Origin of the sequence: Citrobacter europaeus (genome assembly GCF_037482245.1) — a bacterium.
GTDB classification, from domain to species: Bacteria; Pseudomonadota; Gammaproteobacteria; order Enterobacterales; family Enterobacteriaceae; genus Citrobacter; species Citrobacter europaeus.
In genome coordinates, this window is record NZ_CP148084.1 from 1,844,479 (window position 1) to 1,867,106 (window position 22,628).

At 54.2% G+C, this 22,628-nt stretch carries 14 protein-coding genes; 5 read left to right on the forward strand and 9 right to left on the reverse strand.

Translation table 11 applies throughout. From position 1 onward, the window contains the following. Positions 1–20: 20 nt before the first annotated feature. Genes baeR through WHR59_RS08440 form a run of 6 tightly spaced genes read right to left on the reverse strand, consistent with a single transcriptional unit; the run spans position 21 to position 11,002 of the window. Positions 21–743 carry a two-component system response regulator BaeR gene (gene baeR, locus WHR59_RS08415; RefSeq protein ID WP_043016895.1) on the reverse strand — a complete coding sequence of 241 codons (723 nt, stop codon included), beginning with the start codon at positions 741–743 and terminating at the stop codon, positions 21–23. Then, positions 740–2,143, reverse strand: a complete 1,404-nt coding sequence (gene baeS, locus WHR59_RS08420) for a two-component system sensor histidine kinase BaeS (protein WP_080624945.1) — start codon at positions 2,141–2,143, stop codon at positions 740–742. Before baeS ends, baeR begins: the two co-directional genes overlap by 4 nt. Further along, entirely contained in the window at positions 2,143–3,555 is a 1,413-nt protein-coding gene (locus WHR59_RS08425) for an MFS transporter (RefSeq protein ID WP_080624946.1), read from the reverse strand. The genes baeS and WHR59_RS08425 overlap by 1 nt, the downstream gene beginning before the upstream one ends. Then, positions 3,552–6,632 (reverse strand): multidrug efflux RND transporter permease subunit MdtC, encoded by a 3,081-nt coding sequence (mdtC, locus tag WHR59_RS08430; RefSeq protein WP_338843814.1) that lies wholly within the window; start codon positions 6,630–6,632, stop codon positions 3,552–3,554. Before mdtC ends, WHR59_RS08425 begins: the two co-directional genes overlap by 4 nt. Then, positions 6,633–9,755: an MdtB/MuxB family multidrug efflux RND transporter permease subunit gene (locus tag WHR59_RS08435; protein WP_338843815.1), complete on the reverse strand. Its 3,123-nt coding sequence runs from the start codon at positions 9,753–9,755 to the stop codon at positions 6,633–6,635. Further along, positions 9,755–11,002, reverse strand: coding sequence for an MdtA/MuxA family multidrug efflux RND transporter periplasmic adaptor subunit (locus WHR59_RS08440; RefSeq protein ID WP_338843816.1), 1,248 nt, complete (start codon positions 11,000–11,002; stop codon positions 9,755–9,757). The genes WHR59_RS08435 and WHR59_RS08440 overlap by 1 nt, the downstream gene beginning before the upstream one ends. 279 nt (positions 11,003–11,281) lie before the next feature. On the opposite strand from WHR59_RS08440, the gene WHR59_RS08445 reads away from it, so the two are divergent. Beyond that, positions 11,282–11,341: a type I toxin-antitoxin system Ibs family toxin gene (locus WHR59_RS08445; RefSeq protein WP_109017525.1), complete on the forward strand. Its 60-nt coding sequence runs from the start codon at positions 11,282–11,284 to the stop codon at positions 11,339–11,341. Positions 11,342–11,440: 99 nt separating this feature from the next. Here the strand turns inward: WHR59_RS08445 and yegD are convergent, their stop codons facing one another. Continuing rightward, on the reverse strand, positions 11,441–12,793 hold the full coding sequence (yegD, locus tag WHR59_RS08450; protein WP_193145048.1) for a molecular chaperone: 1,353 nt from the start codon (positions 12,791–12,793) through the stop codon (positions 11,441–11,443). Between the two features lie 136 nt (positions 12,794–12,929). Here yegD and alkA point away from each other — a divergent pair, with 136 nt between their 5' ends. Further along, positions 12,930–13,799 carry a DNA-3-methyladenine glycosylase 2 gene (alkA, locus tag WHR59_RS08455; RefSeq protein ID WP_338844066.1) on the forward strand — a complete coding sequence of 290 codons (870 nt, stop codon included), beginning with the start codon at positions 12,930–12,932 and terminating at the stop codon, positions 13,797–13,799. Here alkA and WHR59_RS08460 read toward each other — a convergent pair. Then, positions 13,767–17,096 (reverse strand): diguanylate cyclase, encoded by a 3,330-nt coding sequence (locus WHR59_RS08460; RefSeq protein WP_338843817.1) that lies wholly within the window; start codon positions 17,094–17,096, stop codon positions 13,767–13,769. The two genes, alkA and WHR59_RS08460, sit on opposite strands and share 33 nt — an antisense overlap. A gap of 315 nt (positions 17,097–17,411) precedes the next feature. On the opposite strand from WHR59_RS08460, the gene udk reads away from it, so the two are divergent. The 3 genes from udk (at position 17,412) to asmA (ending at position 20,605) form a co-directional block, all read left to right on the forward strand. Next, positions 17,412–18,053, forward strand: a complete 642-nt coding sequence (udk, locus tag WHR59_RS08465) for a uridine kinase (RefSeq protein ID WP_003036776.1) — start codon at positions 17,412–17,414, stop codon at positions 18,051–18,053. Between the two features lie 91 nt (positions 18,054–18,144). Continuing rightward, positions 18,145–18,726, forward strand: a complete 582-nt coding sequence (gene dcd, locus WHR59_RS08470; protein ID WP_003036774.1) for a dCTP deaminase — start codon at positions 18,145–18,147, stop codon at positions 18,724–18,726. 25 nt (positions 18,727–18,751) lie between these two features. After that, positions 18,752–20,605, forward strand: a complete 1,854-nt coding sequence (gene asmA, locus WHR59_RS08475) for an outer membrane assembly protein AsmA (RefSeq protein ID WP_043016887.1) — start codon at positions 18,752–18,754, stop codon at positions 20,603–20,605. A gap of 44 nt (positions 20,606–20,649) precedes the next feature. On the opposite strand, the gene WHR59_RS08480 is transcribed toward asmA, so the two are convergent. Further along, positions 20,650–22,233, reverse strand: coding sequence for a TerC family protein (locus WHR59_RS08480; protein WP_181634563.1), 1,584 nt, complete (start codon positions 22,231–22,233; stop codon positions 20,650–20,652). Positions 22,234–22,628: the final 395 nt, after the last annotated feature.

Genomic DNA, 22,628 nt, shown 5'->3' on the forward strand with positions numbered 1-22,628 from the left:
GTATGCATCCTTTAAAGACATTAAGCAATTCGGCAGGCGTCCGCTTCCCAGCGATATCCTACGCCATAGACCGCGCGGATAAACGACTGCTCCGCATCCAGCGACTCCAGCTTGCGTCGCAGGTTCTTAATATGGCTGTCGATGGTGCGGTCGGTGACGACGCGGTAATCGTCATAGAGATGATTGAGCAACTGTTCACGAGAGAACACTTTTCCCGGTTCATGCGACAGCGTTTTGAGTAAGCGAAATTCAGCCGGCGTTAAGTCGAGCATTTTCCCCCGCCACGATGCCTGAAAGCGACCTTCATCGACAATCAGCGGGCTGTCGGCATCCATTTGTTGCAGTTCGCGCTGCGGTTTACAACGCCGCAGAATTGTTTTCACGCGAGCCACAACTTCGCGCGGGCTGTAGGGCTTGCAAATATAATCATCCGCACCAATCTCCAGCCCCAGCAGGCGATCAATTTCTTCTATCTTGGCGGTTACCATCATGATAGGGATTTCAGAGAAACGGCGAATTTCCCGACACAGGGTCAGGCCATCGGTACCGGGCAGCATCAGATCCAACAGGATCAGATCGGGCGGCGTTTGACGCACGTAAGGCAGCACCAAATCGCCATGGCTGATGAGCGTAGGCGCGTAACTTGCCGCACGCAGATAATCGATAAGCAGTTGTCCCAGCTTGGGCTCGTCTTCCACGATCAGAATACGCGGCGTGTTTTCATCAATGGGTAACTCAGTCATACATCTCTCTGTAAATCGCGTTCCAGCGGTAACTCTACTGTAATGCTAACCCCGCCAAAAGGCGAATGGGCGGCACGGATCAGACCATTATGCGCCTGTACGATATTGACGCAAATCGCCAGCCCCAACCCGGAACCTCCGCTGGCGCGGTTACGCGAGCCTTCGGTGCGATAAAATCGCTCAAACAGCTTCTGTAACTGGCCGTCACTTACGCCGGGAGCGGAATCCGCAAAGGTTATTAAAACCATACGCTCGCGTTGTTCGGCGCTGATGTGCAGCCCGCCGCCGCTGTCGGTGTAGCGCAGGCTGTTTTCCAGCAGATTGTTGAACAACTGCATCAGACGATCCCTGTCGCCAAATACTGTCATGCTGTCGGGGAGCGAAAGTTGTATCGTCAGTCCACGGCTGGCGAAGCGTTCACGAAATGCGCCGCTTGCTACTTCCAGAAGGGGTATGAGATCCAGCGAGGTTTTCTGGTAAGCCAGCGCGCCTTCGTCAGACATAGAGAGCTGATGAAGATCGTCCACCAGCTTGGTGAGGGTACCGACTTCAGCCTGCAACGAGGCGACGGAGTCAGGGGTAAACTGGCGTACGCCATCCTGAATGGCCTCCAGTTCACCGCGTAACACCGCCAGCGGCGTGCGCAGCTCGTGAGAAATATCGGCCATAAAATCTCGACGCATCTGCTGGTTTTTTTCCAACGTACTGGCGAGCTGGTTGAAGTCCTGCGCCAGTTTGCCCAGCTCATCCGTACTGGTTGGCGCAACGCGAGTGGTGAAATCGCCTGCCGCCAGTTTATGGGTGCCTTCCACCAACCGCTTGACCGGGGCCAGCAGGCTGCGCGCCAGCGTAAACGTTGCCAGTGCCGCCAGGATTGTGGAGAGCGCAACGATGAGCCAACTGGAACGCCTTTGCTGCATGTCGAAATTGATATCCGTATTCCGCGTTAAGCGTTCCACGGGAGAGGCAATCACGGCGCCCACTTCGCTACCGTTGACGCGGATAGGGTGGCGCATACCGTCGCGGGGGACCGGAGCACGCGGACCGACCAGAACGTGGGCCTTTTGATCAACAACCCAAAACTGCGTACGCCAGCCGTGCGGCGGCATGCCTGGACCTGGCTTATCATCGTCGTTGTCGTGTTCAAAAGAGCGCAGGATCTGAAAAACAAAACGATCGTTATTGCGCAAGAACCGCCAGTTGCCGTGCTGCTCATACTGCTCGCTTAATGCGTCGCTGAGCATTTGCAGCCGCTGTTCGTTACCGTGCTTGATATAGTCAATAAAACCACGTTCGAAGCTTATGCGTACGGCCCAGTGCATGCTGATCAGCAATACGATGCAGGTGGCGAAAATCGCCAGAAACAGTTTGCCGGTGATACCGGGCCGCCAGAACTTCATCAGGTGCTCCTTTTGCGCCGTGAAATCACCGCGTTGGTTTGCGTGTCGTTCGGCACGCGGGCAAAAATAATGGCGGGCAGCGCAATAATGAAGGCGATGCACAGCCAGGTATACATAAAGACGGTATGCGTACTACCGCTATCGATGGCAATATGCTGCTGACCGAACATACCTAGCAGCAGGCCCGCGATGGTCACCCCAATACTCATCGACAGTTGCATGATCATCGACAGCAGGCTATTGCCGCTGCTGGCGAGATCGTCAGGCAGGTCTTTTAACGTCAGGGTGTTCATGGATGAAAAGCGCGTTGAGTTGACCATTCCCTGTAAGAACAGCACGAAGGGGAGAGCGTAATACCAGCCGAGCAGCGCGGTGGTCATCAGCAGCAAACTGACCAGCGACAGGCCAAGCGTTGTGGCGACCAGTACGCGACGGTAGCCAAAGCGGTTAACGACCTGTACCACAATGCGCTTCATACCCATACTACCCAGTACCATTGGGATCATCATCAGCCCGGCATGAAAAGGTGAAAAACCGAGACCAATCTGTAAAAACACCGGCGTCATAAACGGCAGCATGCCGCTGCCGATGCGTCCGGCAAAACTGCCGAACAGCCCCAGCGAGAAGGTTGGTGTGCGAAACAGATTCAGGCTGAACAGCGCGCGTGGATTTCGATGGGCGTGTTTCAGATACAGCGCAATAGCCAACACCCCGCAGATAACCAGCGCCGCCAGCGTGAAACTGGAGAGGCCAGTTCCTTTACTGCCATCGAGCGCCAGCGTCAGTACCGCCATGCCGACCGCCAGCATCGCGAATCCCGAGAGGTCGAAGCGTCGGGTTTGCATGGTGTAGTTGGGCATCAACATTAACGTCGCTATCGCGCCGACAATACCAACCGGAATGTTAATCAAAAATATCCAGTGCCAGGAGGCGTACTCAACCAGAATCCCGCCTAATGCCGGCCCCAGCAGAGGACCAATCTGACCGGGCAAAGTGACAAACGTCATCGCCGCCATATATTGCTCACGCGGGACGATTTTCATCACCGTTAGCCTGCCGACCGGCACCATCATCGCACCGCCAACGCCTTGTAAGACGCGCGCCATCACCAGCTCGTTGAGGGTGCTGGACCCGGCACAAAACAGCGAGCCAAGCGTAAACAGGATAATGGCGGTGAAGAAGATATTACGCACGCCAACTTTGTCCGCCAGCCATCCGCTGGCGGGCAGCATCACGGCAACGGTTAAAACATATGACACAATGACCATATGCATGTGTAACGGGCTTTCCCCGAGGCTTGCCGCCATTGAGGGAAGCGCGGTATTAACGATGGTGGTATCCAGCGACTGCATAAAAAAGCCGAATGCCACAATCCAAAGTTGCCAGCGGGTGCTGTCGGGAAGTTCTGTCATAACTCTGCTACCGGTTTGCTGTTTTTACGCGAAAAACGCAGACGCAGACGGTCGAAAAAGAGATAGACCACGGGCGTGGTGTACAGCGTCAGGAGTTGGCTCACAACCAGCCCACCGACAATGGTTATCCCCAAAGGCTGGCGCAGTTCGGAGCCATCCCCTGCGGATAACACCAGCGGCAACGCGCCAAACAACGCCGCCAGCGTGGTCATCATTATTGGGCGAAAGCGCAACAGGCAGGCCTGGAAGATAGCTTCTTCCGGCTGCAGCTTACCGTTTCTCTGCGCTTCCAGCGCAAAATCGACCATCATGATGGCGTTTTTCTTCACAATGCCAATTAATAGCATGATCCCTATCAGGGCGATTAGGCTGAACGGGGCATTGAACAGTTCCAGTGCCAGCAACGCTCCGACGCCAGCCGAAGGTAGCGTGGAGAGAATGGTCAGCGGATGGACATAGCTTTCATACAGCATACCCAGCACGATGTAGACCGTGGCGATGGCGGCAATAATCAGGATCACCTGTGAGTTCATGGTGTCCTGAAATACCTGTGCCGTTCCGGCAAAGCTACCGCGAACCGTGGACGGGACGCCGAGCTGGGTCATGGTTCGGTTGATGGCCTCTGTCGCTTCGGACAGTGAAGACCCTGTCGGCAGGTTAAACGACACGGTTGAGGCGGCGGACAAGCCCTGATGGTTCACCGACAGAGGGGCATTCGCCGGTTGCCATTTTGCAAAGTACGATAGCGGGATGGCCTTACCGTCATTGTTGATGACGAACATTTTATCCAGCGCGCTGATGTCCTGGGTGTAACGTCGATCGACTTCCATCACCACTTTGTACTGGTTCATCGGTTGATAGATAGTTGAAATCTGCCGTTGTCCGAAAGCGTTATTCAACAGGCTGTTGGCGGCGGCAACGTCGATCCCCAGACGAGACATGGTGTCGCGATCGTAAATCAGATTCATCTCCGCGCCATTGTCCTGCTGATCGGAGTTGACGTCCGCCAGTTGGGGCAGGGCGGCAAGCGCCTTACGGATCTTCGGTTCCCACTCGCGCAGTGCCGCGAGGTCATCTGACAACAGAGTGTATTGATAGCTGGCGTTGGCCTGACGACCGCCGACGCGAATGTCCTGCACCGCCATCAGAAACAGGTTTGCTCCGGGTTCTTTGGCAAGCGCGACACGCAGGCGGTCGATCACCTGCTGAGCGGTTTCATGGCGCTCACCGCGTGGCTTGAGGGTAATAAACATCATCCCGCTGTTAACCCGTGAACCACCGGTAAAGCCGGTGACGTTATTCACCGCCGGGTCGTCGCGGATTATCTTCATAAAATCCTGCAGTTTGCCGCGCATCGCCTGGAAAGAGATGCTCTGGTCGGCCTGGATCCCACCCATCAATACGCCCGTATCCTGCTCCGGGAAAAAGGTTTTGGGGATGGAAATATAAAGCCAGATATTCAGCGCAATGGTGCCAAGTAACACCACGCCTACCAGTCGCGTATGGCGCAGCACCCATTTAAGCGAAGTGCCGTAACTTTGCTGTAGCGCGACCAGCACACGACCAAAACCCCGTTTCCGGGACTGTTCGCGCGGGGCGCTCGATTTAAGCATCCAGCCGCACATCATTGGCGTTAAGGTCAGCGATACCAGCAGCGAGATACCAATAGCAACCGACAACGTGACGGCAAACTCGCGCAGCAAGCGCCCAGGTAATCCACCCATTAACAGTAGCGGCAGGAACACCGCCACCAGCGACAGGCTCATGGAGAGCACCGTGAATCCCACTTCACGCGTTCCTTGTAACGCCGCCTGGAGCGGCTTCATTCCCGCTTCCAGGTGACGGGAAATATTTTCCAGCACCACGATGGCATCATCAACGACAAATCCTGTGGCAATGGTTAACGCCATCAACGACAGGTTGTTCAGACTGAATCCACACAGATACATGGCGGCAAACGTCCCGATGAGCGAGACCGGAACCGCTACCGCGGGGATCAGGGTCGCGCGCCCGGAGCGCAGGAAAACAAAGACCACCAGGATAACCAGCGCAACGGAGATAATCAGCGTCTGTTCGACTTCCTCCAGTGAGGCGCGAATAGTCGGCGAACGGTCCTGAGCGATTTGCAGATCGATGGCGGCCGGGACCATCGTTTGTAACTCCGGTAATTTGGCGCGAATGCTGTCTACCGTCTGAATAATATTGGCTTCCGGCAGTTTGCGGATCATCAGCAGAATGGCCGGTTTGGCATTGGTCATCCCCGCGTTACGAACGTCCTGCACCGAATCAGTTACAGACGCAACGTCGCCCAGCCGCACTGCAGCGCCGTTGTTGTAGTGAATGATAATGGGTTGATATTCGGCGGCGGTTTTCAGCTCATCGTTGGTTTGTACCTGCCAGCGATGGGCATCATTCTCGATAGCGCCCTGCGGCTTACGCACGTTGGCGTTGTCAATTGCGCTACGTACGTCGTCCAGCGACACGCCCTGGTTAAACAGCGCTTGCGGATTGAGCCCTACGCGCACGGCAGGCAAAGAGCTGCCTCCAACGTCTACATCGCCCACTCCGTCGATTTGCGCGATGGTCTGCGCCAACTGGGTTGACGCGAAATCGTACAGCTCACCCTGGGAATACGTATCAGAGGTGAGCGTCAGGATCATAATCGGCGCGTCGGAAGGGTTGGCTTTGCGGTACGTTGGGCGACTGGGCATTCCGCTTGGTAGCAGGCTTTGCGCCGCGTTAATTGCGGCCTGAACGTCTCGCGCCGCGCCGTTGTTGTCACGGTCGAATTTAAATTCGAGAATAATGCGCGTACTGCCAAGCGAACTGCTCGACGTCATTTCGTTCACGCCCGCGATGCGCCCCAGCGAGCGCTCCAGCGGGGTGGCAACGGATGATGCCATTGTCTCAGGCGACGCCCCCGGTAACGAGGCGCTGACCATGATCACCGGAAAATCCACCTGCGGCAGCGGAGCGACCGGCAGCAGACGAAAGCCCAGTATCCCGCACAGGGTGATCGCTACCGAAATGAGAATGGTCGCCACCGGACGATGAATGAAAAGCGCAAAAAATTTCATTTACGCTTCCTCTTGCTGGCGCGGGAAGCGGCTTTTCACATACAGCGACAAACGGTCAAACAGCAGATAAATCACCGGGGTGGTAAACAGGGTTAATACCTGGCTTACCAGCAGCCCGCCGACCATACCAATTCCTAATGGGCGGCGTAATTCGGCACCTACGCCGGTACTTAACATCAGCGGCAAGGCGCCGAGCAGTGCTGCCAGCGTGGTCATCAGAATTGGGCGAAAACGCAGCAGACACGCCTGGAAGATGGCTTCGCGCGGTGCCATGCCCTGTTCGCGCTCTGCAGCCAGGGCGAAGTCGATCATCATGATGGCGTTTTTCTTGACGATACCAATGAGCAAAATAATGCCGATAATCGCGATGACGTCCAGTTCGCTCCCGGCAATCATTAACGCCAGAAGCGCCCCGACGCCCGCCGTGGGTAGCGTGGAGAGAATGGTAATCGGGTGAATAAAGCTCTCATACAGCACGCCGAGCACGATATACATCGCGACAACCGCAGCCACAATCAACCAGATGGTGTTACCCAGCGCGGCCTGGAAAGCGAGCGTGCTGCCCTGGAACTGGGTGGTAATATTCACGGGCAGGTTAAGCGTTTTTTCGGCATCCAGAATCGCCTGCACCGCATCGCCCAGTGAATGATCGTCCGGCACGTTGAACGAGATGGTGGTGACCGGGAACTGATCGAGATGGTTAATCGACAGTGGGGCGAAACGCTGTTCAATGTTTGCTATCGCGCTGAGCGGTACCACGCCGCCTTCGCTACTGGTCAGGCGGATAGTGTCGAGCGCGGCAAGTCCCGGCGTACTATTAGTGTCATGCTCTAACACCACGCGATACTGGTTTGCCTGGGTGTAAATGGTTGAAATCAGTCGCTGGCCGAAGGCGTTGTACAGAGCGTTATCGGCATCCGCCATGCTGATGCCTAAACGGCTGGCGCTGTCGCGATTGACGTTCACATACGCCACCAGGCCTTTATCCTGCCAGTCGCTACTGACATCGGACAGTTGCGGTAGCTGATGTAGTTTTGCTAACAGTTGTGGAACCCAGGTGCTGAGGGCATCCAGTGACGTTGCTTGCAGCGTAAACTGATATTGCGTCCGGCTGACCTGGGTATCAATCGTCAGATCCTGGGTGGGCTGAAGATAAAGGTCGACGCCGGGTACTCTGTCAACCGCGTCCTGTAGCCGCGCGATCACTTTCTGTACGCGATCGTCGCGCTCATCCAGCGGTTTAAGATTGATTTGCAAACGTGCGCTGTTCAGTGCCGGATTCGTACCATCCACGCCAATAAAAGCGGTCAGGCTCTCTACCGCCGGATCCTGAAGGATGACATCTGAAACCTGACGCTGACGCTGGGCCATGCTGGCAAACGAGCTTGACTGCGGTGCCTGCAGCGTGCCCTGGATGATACCGTTATCCTGTATCGGGAAGAATCCTTTTGGAATAAACACCCAGAGCATGACGCTCAGCGCCAGCGTGCCGAGTGCCACGCCCAGCGTCAGCCACGGGTGGTTAAGCACTTTTGCCAGCCAGTGTCCGTACCCGGCAATGATGCGATCGAACATTCGCTCCGAAGCGCGGGAAAAGCGGTTCTGCTTACGTAACGAGGCCTGACTAAGCATACGCGCGCACATCATCGGCGTGAGGGTAAGTGATACGACGGCGGAAATCAGAATCGCCACGGCCAGCGTAACGGCAAACTCACGGAACAACCGGCCCACGATATCCCCCATAAACAACAGCGGGATTAGCACGGCGATCAGTGAAAATGTCAGAGAGATGATGGTAAACCCAATCTCACCTGCACCTTTCAGGGCGGCAGTTAGCGGTTTTTCGCCTTTTTCGATATAGCGTGAAATATTCTCGATGACCACGATAGCGTCATCCACCACAAAGCCTGTCGCGATGGTTAGCGCCATGAGGGTCAGGTTATTGATAGAGAAATCAAGAAACACCATTACCGCGAAGGTACCGATTAACGATAGCGGAACGGCGACGGCGGGAATAATAGTCGCCGGAATATTGCGCAAAAACAGGTAGATAATCATGACTACCAGCGCAATCGCCAGCATCAGCTCGAACTGGGTGTCAGCAACAGACGCACGAATATTGGTCGTACGATCCGAAAGTACGCTGACCTTAACTGATTTGGGCAGGCTGTCGGTGAGCTGCGGCAGCATCTGGCGGATACTGTCTGCCGTGGAGATGATGTTCGCTCCAGGCTGGCGCTGAACATTCATGACTATAGCTTGTTGCTTATTGGCCCATGCGCCCAGCCAGCTGTTTTCTGCACCTTGTTCGACAGTGGCGACATCGCCCAGACGAACCGGCGCACCATTTTTATAGGCAACAATGAGCTGACGATATTCGTCTGCGGACTGCATCTGGTCGTTGGCTGAAAGGGTAACGGCACGCGTTGGGCCATCAAGACTCCCTTTTGCCGAATTGACGTTAGCGCCGGTAATGGCCGTACGGATGGTTTCGCTGGTCAGACCGAGAGCGGCAATAGCCTGTGCGTTAAGCTTCACGCGCACTGCTGGACGTTGTCCACCGGACAGCGTCACCAGACCGACGCCGGAAACTTGGGATATTTTCTGCGCGACGCGGGTCTCGACCATATCTTCCACCTGCGTCATCGGCATGGCGCTGGAGGTGACCGCCAGCGTCATGATCGGTGGATCCGCCGGATTTACCTTGCTGTACACCGGCGGGTTAGGCAGATCGTTCGGTAACAGGTTGGTGGCGGCGTTAATCGCAGCCTGGACTTCCTGTTCAGCAACGTCCAGCGGCAGCGTGAGCTGGAACTGCAGTGTTACTACCGATGCGCCGCCGGAACTTTGCGAGGACATCTGTTTTAAGCCTGACATCTGTCCGAACTGACGCTCAAGCGGCGCGGTGACTGCCGAGGTCATGACGTCCGGGCTGGCGCCGGGATAGAGCGTAATAACCTGGATCGTGGGGTAATCGACTTCGGGTAAGGCGGCGATCGGCAGGAAGCGATAACCGATAACACCGGCAAGCATAATCGCCACCATCAGCAGCGTGGTGGCGACGGGGCGCAGAATAAACAGGCGCGATGGCCCGCCTGTGTTGTCCGGAGGTAACACCTGCATCAGGAGTTGGCTCCTTTTTTGCTGTATCCGCGTGGCGCAGTTTTTTCGCCCGTCGCTGAGGCATCGTGCGCCTCAACGACTTCGACTTTTGCGCCTTCCGTCAGGCGGTCAATACCGTCGGTTACGACCCGATCGCCTGCGGACAATCCAGCGGAGATCACCACTTTTTGGCTATCCTGAATACCGGGTTTAACCAGATGTTTGCTCACTTTGTTATCGCTGTTCAGTACCCAGACAAAATGGCCCTCATTGCCCATTTGCAGGGCAGCTGTTGGGATCACAACGGCATTTTGTTGTGTGTCGACCAGCATGCGAGCGTTAACGAACTGGTTAGGGAATAAAGCATCATCCTGATTGTTAAAGCGGGCTTTAACTTTAATGGTTCCGGTGGTGGCATCAATCTGATTGTCGAGACTGAGCAGGACGCCTTCGCTCAGCTTTTGCGAATTGGTTCGGTCCCAGGCTTCGACCTTTAACGGCGTTCCCGATTTTTGCGCCTGGATTACGGTAGCAATGTCATTTTCAGGCAAAGTGAATATCAGGTCGATAGGATGCGTTTGCGTAATAACGACGATACCGGTGGTATCGCCGCTGGAAATTTGGTTGCCGATATCGACCAGTTTCAGACCGACACGACCATCAACAGGGGCGGTTATCCGGCTCCAGTCGAGCTGCAACTGAGCGCTGGCGACGCTGGCTTCATCAGCTTTGATTGTCCCTAACGTTTCATTTACCAGTGCCTGCTGGGCATCCAGCTCCTGGCGGGAGACCAGATTGGTTTTTACCAGCTGTTGATAACGGGAAAGATCGCGACGGGCATTCGCCAGCGTGGCTTTATCTTTTGCCAGTTGTCCCTGCGCCTGAGCCAGAGCGACTTTGAACTGGCTGGGATCTATCTCTGCCAGCAGGTCGCCGGCTTTCACCTGCTGTCCTTCCTCGAAGTGCAAGGCGATGAGCTGACCATCTACCCGACTACGTACCGTAGCGGTATTTGCGGCAGTAATGGTACCCAGCCCTGTCAGGTAACGCGGAACGGCTTCAACGGCGGCGGTGGCAGCCTGGACGGGAGCTAACGGTCCGGAGCGCATTCCACGCCGCCCTGAACCTGGCGCATTCTGCGCGGGTTTGGTCGCGCCCGGTGCGGTTTCCTGGGAGCCGCTGCGGCTATGCCAGAACCAGATGGCGGCGACGGTGGCCACGACGATCGCGATTGCTATCACCCAGCGGGATTTTTTACTGCCTTTCATTGTTATAAGTTTCTCATCCTGAAACGATTCGCGGAATGATACTAGTTTAGCCAGCGAACAAGGGAGAAAAATGGAGGAATTATGAAACACTGTCGGGATTCGTCTGAATGCTGACGCGGCTTTGCGAGGCGTTACGCAACATTAAGCGCTGAAAACGCTGAAGAAGAAATAGTGCGCTAGAGTGCGTTTAAGGCAAAAAGGAGGAAAGCCAGAGATTTCAGCGGGACGCTGGAACGGGAAAGCCCCTCCCGAGGAAGGGGCCAAAATAAGGAAAGGGTTATGATGAAGCAGGTCATCATACTGGTGATACTCTTAGTCATTAGCTTACCGGCTTACTAAGACACCAGGGGGAGGGGAAACCCTCCCTAACCCTCACTCCTGAAAATAAGCCACAGCAACGGTGATGTCAATACGCACACCTTTCAGCTTGCGAGCGGCTTAGCGGAAAACAACATTAGCCCAGCGGGCCAGTCCGGCGGTAACGGAACCGAAATCATCGCCACCTGCAATCGGGATCCCCGGAAGCTGCTGGGCAAGTGCTTTTTTAATCAGCGGCGAACGCGCGCTGCCGCCGGTCAGGTAAATCACGTCCGGTTTTTCCTGCGCGTTTTCCAGCGCCAACTGAACCTGCTCAAGAATGCGCGCCAGTGGCTGGTTGAGCGCAGCTTCCAGTCCGTACTGACTGATATCGGTTGCCAGCGTGTTGCTGATAAACGGTATCGCCGCCGTAACAATGGCCTGATCGGAAAGCGCGATTTTGCTCTCTTCTGCACTGCGTACCAGGCGATAGCTCAGACGCTCGCGCCAGACTTTAAGCAGCAGGGCGACTTTATCAGCTTCTCTCGCGTCGCGGACAAGATCGTTGAGCAATCGACCGTTGGCGCTGCTGTAGAAATCACTTTGCGCGGGAACATCGTTGATTGCGACCGCGTTCCACCAGGGCAGAATAGGTAAAGCGATACCTTTTTCAGTTTCGCCGCCCATACCAAGCAGTGGCATCAGGTGTTTAAACGCCAGCGCGATATCCAGATCGTTCCCGCCTACGCGGCAGCCACTGTGTCCCAGCAGGCTGTTTTCGCGATCGGCGCGCTGATGCCATTGCGGCCCCATCAGCAGCAGTGAACAGTCGGTCGTACCCCCGCCAATATCCACCACCAGAACGCGTTTTTCATCCTGCAACGTGGCTTCGTAATCCAGTCCCGCCGCTACCGGCTCGTACTGGAAGACGACATCCTGAAAACCGGCGCGTTTGGCCGCACGTTCAAGAATACCTTGCGCCTGGGCGTTGGCGTCATCGCCACCTAACCCCTGGAAGTTGATGGGACGACCAATAACAGCCTGAGTGATGGCTTCCGGCAACTGGTTTTGCGCCTGGTTGCGTATGTGCAGCATCATCGCGCAGACCAGATCTTCAAACAGCGCAACCTGCTGGGGCTTCAGACCGCTGGCACCCAAAAATGATTTTGGCGATTTAACGAAGTACACCTCTTCCGGGTCTTCAATATACTGACCCAGCGACGCCAGACCGAACTGCACGCTGTTGGCGTTAACGTCAATGTCTTCTTCGCGGTTATAGCGCATTGCACGGCGAAGCAGCGCCTGCGTTTCATCGTCCGTGGTCGGGACGTCGTGGTGGCGATACAGCCACTCGCTGACCGCTTCGCGCGTTGGTGCGCAAAGCATTGAGGGCAGAAGCGTGCTGTTATTTTCCATTTTAAGCAGGTGAGGCTGCCCGTCACGCATAACGGCCACTGAACAGTTTGCCGTACCGTAGTCAAAACCAATAAACACCGTAAAAATCCCCATGCCAGTGAAGAAGGGGCGTGACTTTAACGAAATGTTGACGCTCCGACAACTGGAATATGAAAGCAAGGCGCATCAGTTGAATACCGTTTATGCTGTAGGTTTGCTTAAAAAGGAAAACCGAATGTTCACGCTGAGCTGGCAACCGCCTTATGACTGGCCCTGGATGCTGGGATTTCTTGCCGCCCGTGCGGTTGAAGGTATCGAAACTGTAGAAGAACTGAGTTATGCCAGAAGCCTGTCCATAGGGAAGCATCATGGTCTGGTGCGCGTCGTACCAGATTTGCCCGCCAACGTGCTACACGTGACGTTAAGCTCAGGATTGCAACCGGTAGCCTCCGAGTGCCTGGCAAAAATAACACGCTTGTTCGATCTTACCTGTTGCCCGCAGCAAATTGTCAGCGCGCTGGGCAACCTCGGTGCGGCGCGTCCGGGACTGCGTCTGCCGGGATGTGTCGATGCGTTTGAGCAAGGGGTACGGGCAATTTTAGGCCAGTTAGTCAGCGTGGCGATGGCAGCAAAACTGACGGCGAAAGTAGCGCACGCTTATGGGGATACGCTGGAAGATGCGCCGGGGTACGTTTGTTTTCCTGTGCCTGAAGCGCTTGCTAACGCAGATCCACTGGACCTGAAAGCGTTAGGCATGCCGCTCAAACGCGCTGAGGCGTTGATTCACCTTGCTCGCGCAACGCTTGAGGGCACGCTTGCGACAACAGCCCCGGACGATATTGAGCAAGGCGTTAAGCAGCTACAAACCTTTCCCGGGATAGGACGCTGGACCGCCAACTATTTCGCGCTACGTGGTTGGCAGGCGAAAGATGTTTTTCTGCCGGATGATTACCTGATTAAACAGCGTTTTCCCGGCATGACGCCAGCGCAGATCAGACGCTATGCCGAGCGCTGGAAGCCCTGGCGCTCCTATGCGCTTTTGCATATCTGGTATACGGATGGCTGGAATCCGTCAGTTGATGGCGAAATTACTGGTATTCAGTAGCAGTTCCAGCGGTTGGGCATCGGCAATAATATCGCCATAAATCATGTCGATACCGATGCCTGAAAGTGCATCCATGATCAGTGGCAGTTGCACCGGGCCAGCGATGGTTTTAATGTCCAGGCGCTGGGCATGGCCCTGGATAATGGACACCCACATTTCATCAATCAGGTCGCCGTGGGCGCTGGCGCTTAGCTCGCTGTCGAGCAACAGGTAATCGACAATGTGATACTTCAGGTTGTCAAAAAGCTCTAAATCACGACCGACCTGGCTTAACACAATTCGACAGCCGAACTGACGTAGCCGATGCAGGGCGGATATCGCCTGCGTTGAATTGGTTTTGATGGCGCTAGCCGGAACGGTCAGATGCAGCAACCGTGGCGGTAACGGACTGTGTTGCAATTGATCCAGTAGCTCATCAATAAGTTCTGAATTGAGCAGCCCGGCGGCTGAAAGGGGCAGGGCAATACTGAGGCCCTTGCTGGCGACAGCCGAAGCAGCATTCTGGAAGAATTCGCTGAATACCCGCCGGTCGAGCGCTTGATTCAACGCGGGATCGACCAGCCCATTACGGAAAGTGTGCTCTTCAATCACTTCGCCTTCTGCGGTCCCTAAGCGTAATGATATCAGCCAGAAGCTAAACGTCTCTGGGATACGCGGTGAAGCCACGCCTCTGGCTATCATCAGCATGGGGTTGTGTGTGATGGTGTGTCTTTGTTCGTCCAGTGACAGTTGGCTACGCGAGGCATGGGCCTGGCTTTGCTGGGGTTCATAGACGCACACTCGTCCACGTCCGCTGTTTTTCGCCGCGTAGCAGGCGATATCCGCCTGAGACATAACGTCGGTCGCGATATGGTTTTTCTCATCAATCAACGTAATCCCCGCGCTGGCGCCAATACGGTGCAAACGGCCTTCCCACATAAAGTGGTAATCGTTAACCGCGCTGATGATACGACCTGAGATAAAGCGGGCGCTTTCGATATTACAATCTGGCAGCAGCAGGCCAAACTCATCGCCGCCAAGGCGCGCCAGCATATCGCTGGATCGCAGCATGCTTAGCATCAGCGAAGAGAGTTCACGCAGCAGGGCATCGCCCGCGGCATGGCCTGCGCTATCATTCACCGCTTTAAAGCGATCCAGATCGATAAAAACCAGCACATGACGCTGGTGTGCGTCGTGTACCGTATGCAGCAACTGCTTGAGATGGTTTTCAAAGCTGACCCGATTTGCCAGCTGCGTCAGGTCGTCATGCGAGGCACTGTAGCTAAGCTGGCGCAGCATTTTACGTGACTCGGTGACATCCTGAATGACCAGCACCGAGCCAATGCTACCGCCATCGAGAGTGCTGAGGGGGGTGATGCTGTACTGAATGTCATAACTGTTGCCGTTGCGACAATGCAACACCACTTCCTGTTCGATGGCCGTACGCGACATGTCTGCACTGTAGATATTTTCCATCAGCGGGCCGTTATCGCCGAAAGTAATTCGCAACACCGTCAGGAGCGGAATGCCGATCGCGCTTTCCTGCTGCCAGCCGCTCATTTTCTCGGCGACCGGGTTCATAAAAGTCACATTCATGTCGACATCAATACAAATAACCGCTTCGCCGATGGAATCCAGCGTAATGTGCAGACGTTCCTTTTCCTGGAACAACGCTTCGTTGAGCTGCTTTACTTCGGTCATATCCATATTGATGCCAAGTAAGCGTTCAACTTCGCCGTCTTTATTCAGCACCCGGTTAGCCAGAGAGCGGATGTGCCGGATGCCATCTTTTACCGCAATACGAAACTCAAGCTTAAAGGGAGCCCGAGCGGCCAGCGAATCGCGAATCACATTTTCGGCGTGTTCGCGATCTTCAGGTACAACGCACTCATACCAGACTTGCCAACTGGGTTTGATATGCGCAGGGACTTCGTAGAGGTCAAACATACGCTTATCCCAACTGATCACATCAGGCTGCAGTTCCCATTCCCAAATGCCGATCCCCCCGGCTTCATTAGCGAGCGTGATGCGCTCCATCAGCCGTTTGTTGATCCACTCGGTATGCTTCAGATCGTTAATGTCTTCAACCTGCGCAATAAAGTAGAGTGGGGTATCGTCGCTATGACGTACCAGTGACACCGCCAGCAAGGCCCAGACAACCTCACCCTCGCGGGTGTAATAGCGTTTTTCCATGGAATAGCTGTTGATTTCACCGCGAGTCAGCATCTCCAACTGTTCGAGGTCATTATTCAGATCTTCCGGCCAGGTTAATTGCTGGAAGGTGAGCGAACGCAGCTCATCCTGGCTATAGCCCAGAAACTGGCACAAGGCTTTATTGGCCTGTAGCCATTGCCCCTCGGTACCGACCAGCGCCATGCCAATTGCCGAATACTCCATGGCGTTGCGAAAGCGCGATTCGCTTTCTGAGATGTGCTTGCGTTCGGCCCGAAACGCATACATCACCATGGTCATCATATTGGCTGGTAGCAAAATCATCAAAAACGGCAGCCAGGGGATATCCGTCATCATATTGGGCTTGGGGGTATAGAGCAGCGAAGGGTCGGCGGCAAGCATCAGCGAAACCATCATCACGGTGCTGAGGAAAATTAAAAACGCCTCCATGCGCGGCAGACGCACAGCGCTCCACATCAACAGGACGATTACGCAGGTAAAAGGCCATGGAAGATACATCATGGACAGCCAACTGAACGTTAGGGTTACCAGGAGCGTAATTAACGTCTCGAACAGTAATCGCGGATTGCGGTGGCGCAGCAAATAATGTGGCTTAAACAGTAAACCTAACGGCACCAGCGCTAGCGCGCCGATGGATTCTGAAAGCACCCAAATAAGAAAAGTATTTAACGACGTTTCCCGCGGTAAAAGTAACCACAATAGTAAACCACCCAATAGCGGAGGGACAACGGCGCTGCCGAACGCCAGGCGTGCCCAGTCGTTAAGATTTTTTAAGGGATTGTACCAGGGCAGTAGTTTGCGCAATAACATTGCCCCAACGACAGCCTCAATAATGTTGATGGCTGTGTAGGTAAAGCTAAGCGACTCGCCGGGGAAAAAGAGTAAAGAAGCCCCGATGTTACCAAATGAGCACGCCAGCGCGATTCCTGGCCACATTTTTCCTGCATGACGATAAAAAGCCACCATCATGATCGAGGTCGGAAACCACAGCGGCGCCAGTTGTGCACCGAATCGAGACAGTTCCAGCGAGAACAGCGTAAAGATGAAAGCCACCAGACCTAAACTGGCCAGGCGCAGTAGAGGATGAGGTAAGGTAACTAAAACATGTTGGGATTGTTTACTCATTACCACTCTACCCAAATAGCCGGTGTCGCCCAGTAGAGATGCCGGACGCATCACATTTAATCTGGGATTATGCTAGTACAAATAATTTACAATTTATACGCCAGCTGCTCATAAATTAACACTCTCAAGCTATTAATTACTAAGGCTGATGAATAAATGTAGCGCATGCTTTAAATATGACCGTTTAAATTTGCGACAGGGACAGCATTGGTGCAGGCTGGGCTGGCATCGCGCTGCTGAAATCCCTATAATTGCCGCGTTTGGCGTTTCGGCGCCGCCCTTCCTTACATCCAGGTTAATCAGGTCGCTAAATTTATGACTGATCAGTCCCATCAGTGCGTCATTATCGGCATTGCCGGCGCATCGGCTTCCGGCAAGAGTCTTATTGCCAGTACTCTTTATCGCGAATTGCGTGAACAAGTCGGTGACGAACATATTGGCGTTATTCCCGAAGACAGCTATTACAAAGATCAAAGCCATCTGTCGATGGAAGAACGTGTAAAAACCAACTACGACCATCCGAACGCGATGGATCACAGCCTGCTGTTCCAACATTTGCAAACTCTGAAACGCGGCAGTGCCATTGAGCTGCCTGTGTACAGCTACGTTGAGCATACGCGCACGCAAGACACTATTCACATCGAACCCAAAAAAGTCATCATCCTGGAAGGCATTTTGCTGCTGACGGATGCGCGTTTGCGCGATGAGATGAACTTCTCTATTTTTGTCGATACGCCGCTGGATATTTGCCTGATGCGCCGTATCAAGCGGGATGTGAACGAACGTGGTCGTTCAATGGATTCTGTGATGGCGCAATACCAGAAAACCGTCCGCCCGATGTTCCTGCAATTTATTGAGCCTTCAAAACAATACGCCGACATCATTGTGCCGCGCGGGGGTAAAAACCGCATCGCCATCGATATTCTGAAGGCTAAAATCAGTCAGTTCTTTGAATAAGTTCAGCGAATTGTGTACCGTTCAGTGATAACCTGGTTCACCCTTAACGCACCTGGCATTAAGGGGTTGAAGCACGAAAGGAGAAAGTGCCATGCGTTTATGTGACCGAGATATTGAAGCCTGGTTGGATGAAGGTCGCCTGTCGATCAATCCACGCCCTCCTGTCGAGCGAATCAACGGCGCCACGGTAGATGTGCGCCTTGGCAACAAATTCCGTACGTTCCGCGGTCATACGGCGGCGTATATCGATTTGAGCGGGCCGAAAGATGAAGTCAGCGCCGCGCTGGATCGCGTGATGAGTGATGAAATCGTCCTTAAAGACGGCGAGGCGTTTTTCCTGCACCCGGGCGAACTGGCGCTGGCAGTGACGTTCGAATCCGTGACGCTGCCTTCCGATCTCGTCGGTTGGTTAGATGGACGTTCTTCATTGGCGCGTCTGGGACTGATGGTACACGTCACCGCACACCGTATCGATCCGGGCTGGTCTGGCTGCATCGTACTGGAATTTTACAACTCCGGGAAACTACCGCTGGCCCTGCGTCCAGGCATGCCGATTGGCGCATTAAGCTTCGAACCGCTTTCTGGTCCGGCGGCGCGACCTTACAACCGTCGTCAGGATGCAAAGTATCGCGATCAGCAGGGCGCCGTTGCCAGCCGAATCGATAAAGACTGAGTTTTTTCAGTCCATTGGGGATAGCATGAGACGATTTCTGACGACGCTGATGATCTTACTGGTCGTGCTGGTGGCCGGTTTTTCTGCGTTAGTACTGTTGGTGAATCCGAATGATTTCCGCGCGTATATGGTCAAGCAGGTTGCGGCGCGTAGCGGATATCAACTGCAGTTGGATGGTCCTCTGCGTTGGCACGTTTGGCCTCAACTGAGTATCCTCTCGGGGCGCATGGTGTTAACCGCTGAAGGCGCCAGCGAACCCCTGATTCGTGCCGATAATATGCGTCTTGACGTCGCGTTGTGGCCACTATTGAGTCACCAGCTCAGCGTGAAGCAGGTGATGCTCAAAGGCGCGGTGATTCAACTGACCCCGCAAACTGAAGCGGTGCGCGGCGAAGATGCGCCCGTGGCTCCAAAAGACAATACGTTGCCCGACCTGGCTGAAGACAGAGGGTGGTCGTTTGACATTGCGCGCCTGCGCGTTGCCGATAGTGTCCTGGTCTTCCAGCATGAAGACGATGAGCAGGTCACGGTTCGCGATATTCGTCTGGACATGGAACAGGATAACCAGCACCGCGGCACGTTTGATTTCTCTGGGCGCGTGAACCGCGATCAGCGTGACCTTGCTTTATCTTTCAACGGCACCGTCGATGCTTCCGACTATCCGCACAACTTATCCGCGAATATTCAACAGCTAAGCTGGCAACTGCAGGGAGCCGATCTGCCGGCGCAGGGGATCAAGGGTCAGGGACAGCTTCAGGCACAGTGGCTGGAAGAGAAAAAACAGCTCGCGTTTAGCCAGATTCATTTGACCGCTAACGACAGCTCTCTCGCCGGGCAAGTTCACGTGTCATTGTTGGATAAACCAGAATGGATCGTCGACCTCAAGTTTGGCCAGCTCAATCTGGATAATCTGCTCGTACAACGTGAGGCTGCGACGACCACTAACGGTGAGGCTCAGCAAGGTCAGAGTCAGCCAACGCTGGCGCGCCCCGTCATTGCTTCGCAGGTTGATGCCGTTTCGTATCAGGGACTTAAGGGCTTTTCGGCAGACATCGCTTTGCAGGCTGACAAAGTGCTGTGGCGGAAAATGGCGTTTGACAATGTCTCGGCAAAAATTGACAACCAGTTCGGCTTATTGAACGTTGCCCAGTTGCAGGGGAAAAGTGACGGCGGGCTGGTGTCGCTTCCCGGTACGCTGGATGCCAGAAAAGGGCAGCCGCGAGCGGTCTTCCATCCGCGGCTGGATGGCGTAGAAATTGGTACTATCCTGAAAGCTTTCGACTATCCAATCGCCCTCACCGGTAAACTGTCGCTGGCGGGTGATTTCTCTGGCTCAGATATCGATGCTCAGGCGTTTCGTCATAGCTGGCAAGGGCAGGCCCATGTCGAAATGAACGATACGCGAATGGAAGGGATGAACTTCCAGCAGATGATACAACAGGCCGTCGAGCGTAGCGGTGGGGATGTTAAAGCCCAGCAAAACCTGGATAACGTGACTCGCCTCGATCGTTTTGTAACCGATATGACGCTGGATAATGGCGAGGTTACGCTGGATAACATGGCCGGTGAGTCGTCGATGCTGGCGCTGACCGGTAAGGGAACGCTGGATCTGGTGAAGCAGAATTGCGACACGCTGTTTAATATTCGCGTCCTCGGCGGCTGGGATGGCGAAAGTAAGCTGATTAACTTCCTGAAGGCCACTCCGGTACCTCTCAGAGTCTACGGTCAGTGGCAGGCGCTGAACTACAATCTGCAGGTCGACCAGCTTTTGCGTAAGCATCTGCAGGATGAAGCGAAACGTCGTCTGAATGACTGGGCCGATCGCAACAAAGACTCTCGCAACGGCAAGGATGTTAAAAAGTTGCTGGATAAACTCTGATTCATATTACCGGATGGCGGCTGATGCCGCCTCCGGCTCTTGAACTACACTTCGTAATCCATCTCTTCTTCATTGTGCAGCGGTATCAGCTGGACTTTTTGCACGCGATGATTTTCCACCTGCAAGGTTTTCAATCGGAAATCGCCAACCTGTACTTCCTCCCCGGTTTTCGGGATGCGCTGCAAGTACTCCATTAACAGCCCGGCAATGGTGTGATATTCACGCTTATCGTCCAACGGGATAGGCACGTACTGCACCAGGTCTTCCAGCGGCATATGTCCGTTAGCGGTCCAGGTACCGTCAGCATTTTTCTGGATATCATGGCGGGCATCAATCTCTTCTACCTCGTTCGGCAGGTTACCTGCGATGGTTTCCATGACGTCGCTGAGTGTGACAATCCCTTCGACGGATCCAAATTCATCGGCCACAAAAGCGAAGTGCGTTCGGGCATTACGGAACTGCTCTAGCGCCGGAAGCAGCGGCAGGGTCTCCGGGAACACCAGAGGCTGACGAATCAAGACGCGTAAATCGAGCGGCTCACCGCGCAGGGACTGCTGCAGCAGGTCGATGACATGCACCACGCCGAGCAACTCTTCCTGCTCATCTTCGCCGGTGACCACCAGACGCGTATGTTGGTTTTTTTCCAGCAAAGCGCGGATTTCTGCTTCGGGCGCATTGAGGTCGATGTGTTCAATATCGTGGCGCGAGGTCATGATGCTGCTGACGGTACGCTGATTAAGGTTCAGCACGCGTTCAATCATCCGTCGCTCCTGAGGGGCAAAAATCTGTCCTTCATGATGATCCGCCAGCATCGCCGCAGTTTCGGCATCCAGTTCGGCGTCTTCTTTTTGCCCGCTCAGCAGCCGCATCACCGCCTCAGCGGTGCGCTGGCGTAAGGTATGGTTGGCAGACAAGAAGCGACGACGGTTAAAGATAGCCAACTGATTCAATGCTTCAATCATCACCGAGAAGCCGATGGCGGCGTACAGGTAACCTTTCGGGATATGGAAACCAAATCCTTCGGCAACCAGGCTGAAACCAATCATCAGCAGGAAGCTCAGACAAAGAATGACAATCGTTGGATGGCTGTTAACAAAGCGCGTCAGCGACTTGCTGGCCAGCACCATCAGGCTGATGGCGATGATTACCGCAGCCATCATCACCGCCAGGTGATCGACCATCCCAACGGCTGTAATGACGGAATCCAGAGAGAAGATGGCGTCCAGCACCACGATTTGCGCGACGACACCCCAGAACTTTGCACCTTTACGTTGGGTGGGGTTATCGCTGTCTTTTCCTTCCAGCCGTTCATTTAGCTCCATAGTGGCTTTAAACAGCAGGAAGAAACCACCGAATAGCATGATCAGATCGCGGGCGCTGAAGCTCAGGTCGCGAATGTTGAACAGCGGCGTGGTCAGCGTCACCAGCCAGGAAATTGATGCCAGCAGCAGCAGGCGCATGACCATCGCTAGCAGTAGCCCGGTAATACGCGCCTTATCCCGCTGGGCTGGAGGCAGTTTCTCCGCGAGGATGGCAATAAAAACAAGATTATCAATGCCAAGAACAAGTTCGATCACGATTAACGTGACCAGTCCGGCCCAGATTGACGGATCGGCAATCCATTCCATAGTAAATGCTATACCCATAGTTGTATGACAATTGTCACAATTCGATCATGGGTAAAACTGGCGAAAAATGCAATGGCGAGGAGGGATTTCTCTGTCAGCGATATCCGGTCAAATGCAGGATATGAGCCTTAATGTAACTACAGGAAATAGTTTTATTAATCCAAATATATTTAGGAAATATCGCAGGTGGATATTTCTATATCAATATTGTCAACATCAATAAAATCCTAAAAATATACAAATTCAATGCTTAATATTAATCTTAAAAGCGAGTTGTTGGCGGCTTGTTATCTTGCCTGACATTCTCTTAGCTGCAACAATTCCTGCGGTAATAATCAAAAGGCAAATATTTCCTCATCAATCAGAGGCGCTATTTCTGATGCGTTGCCGCTGTA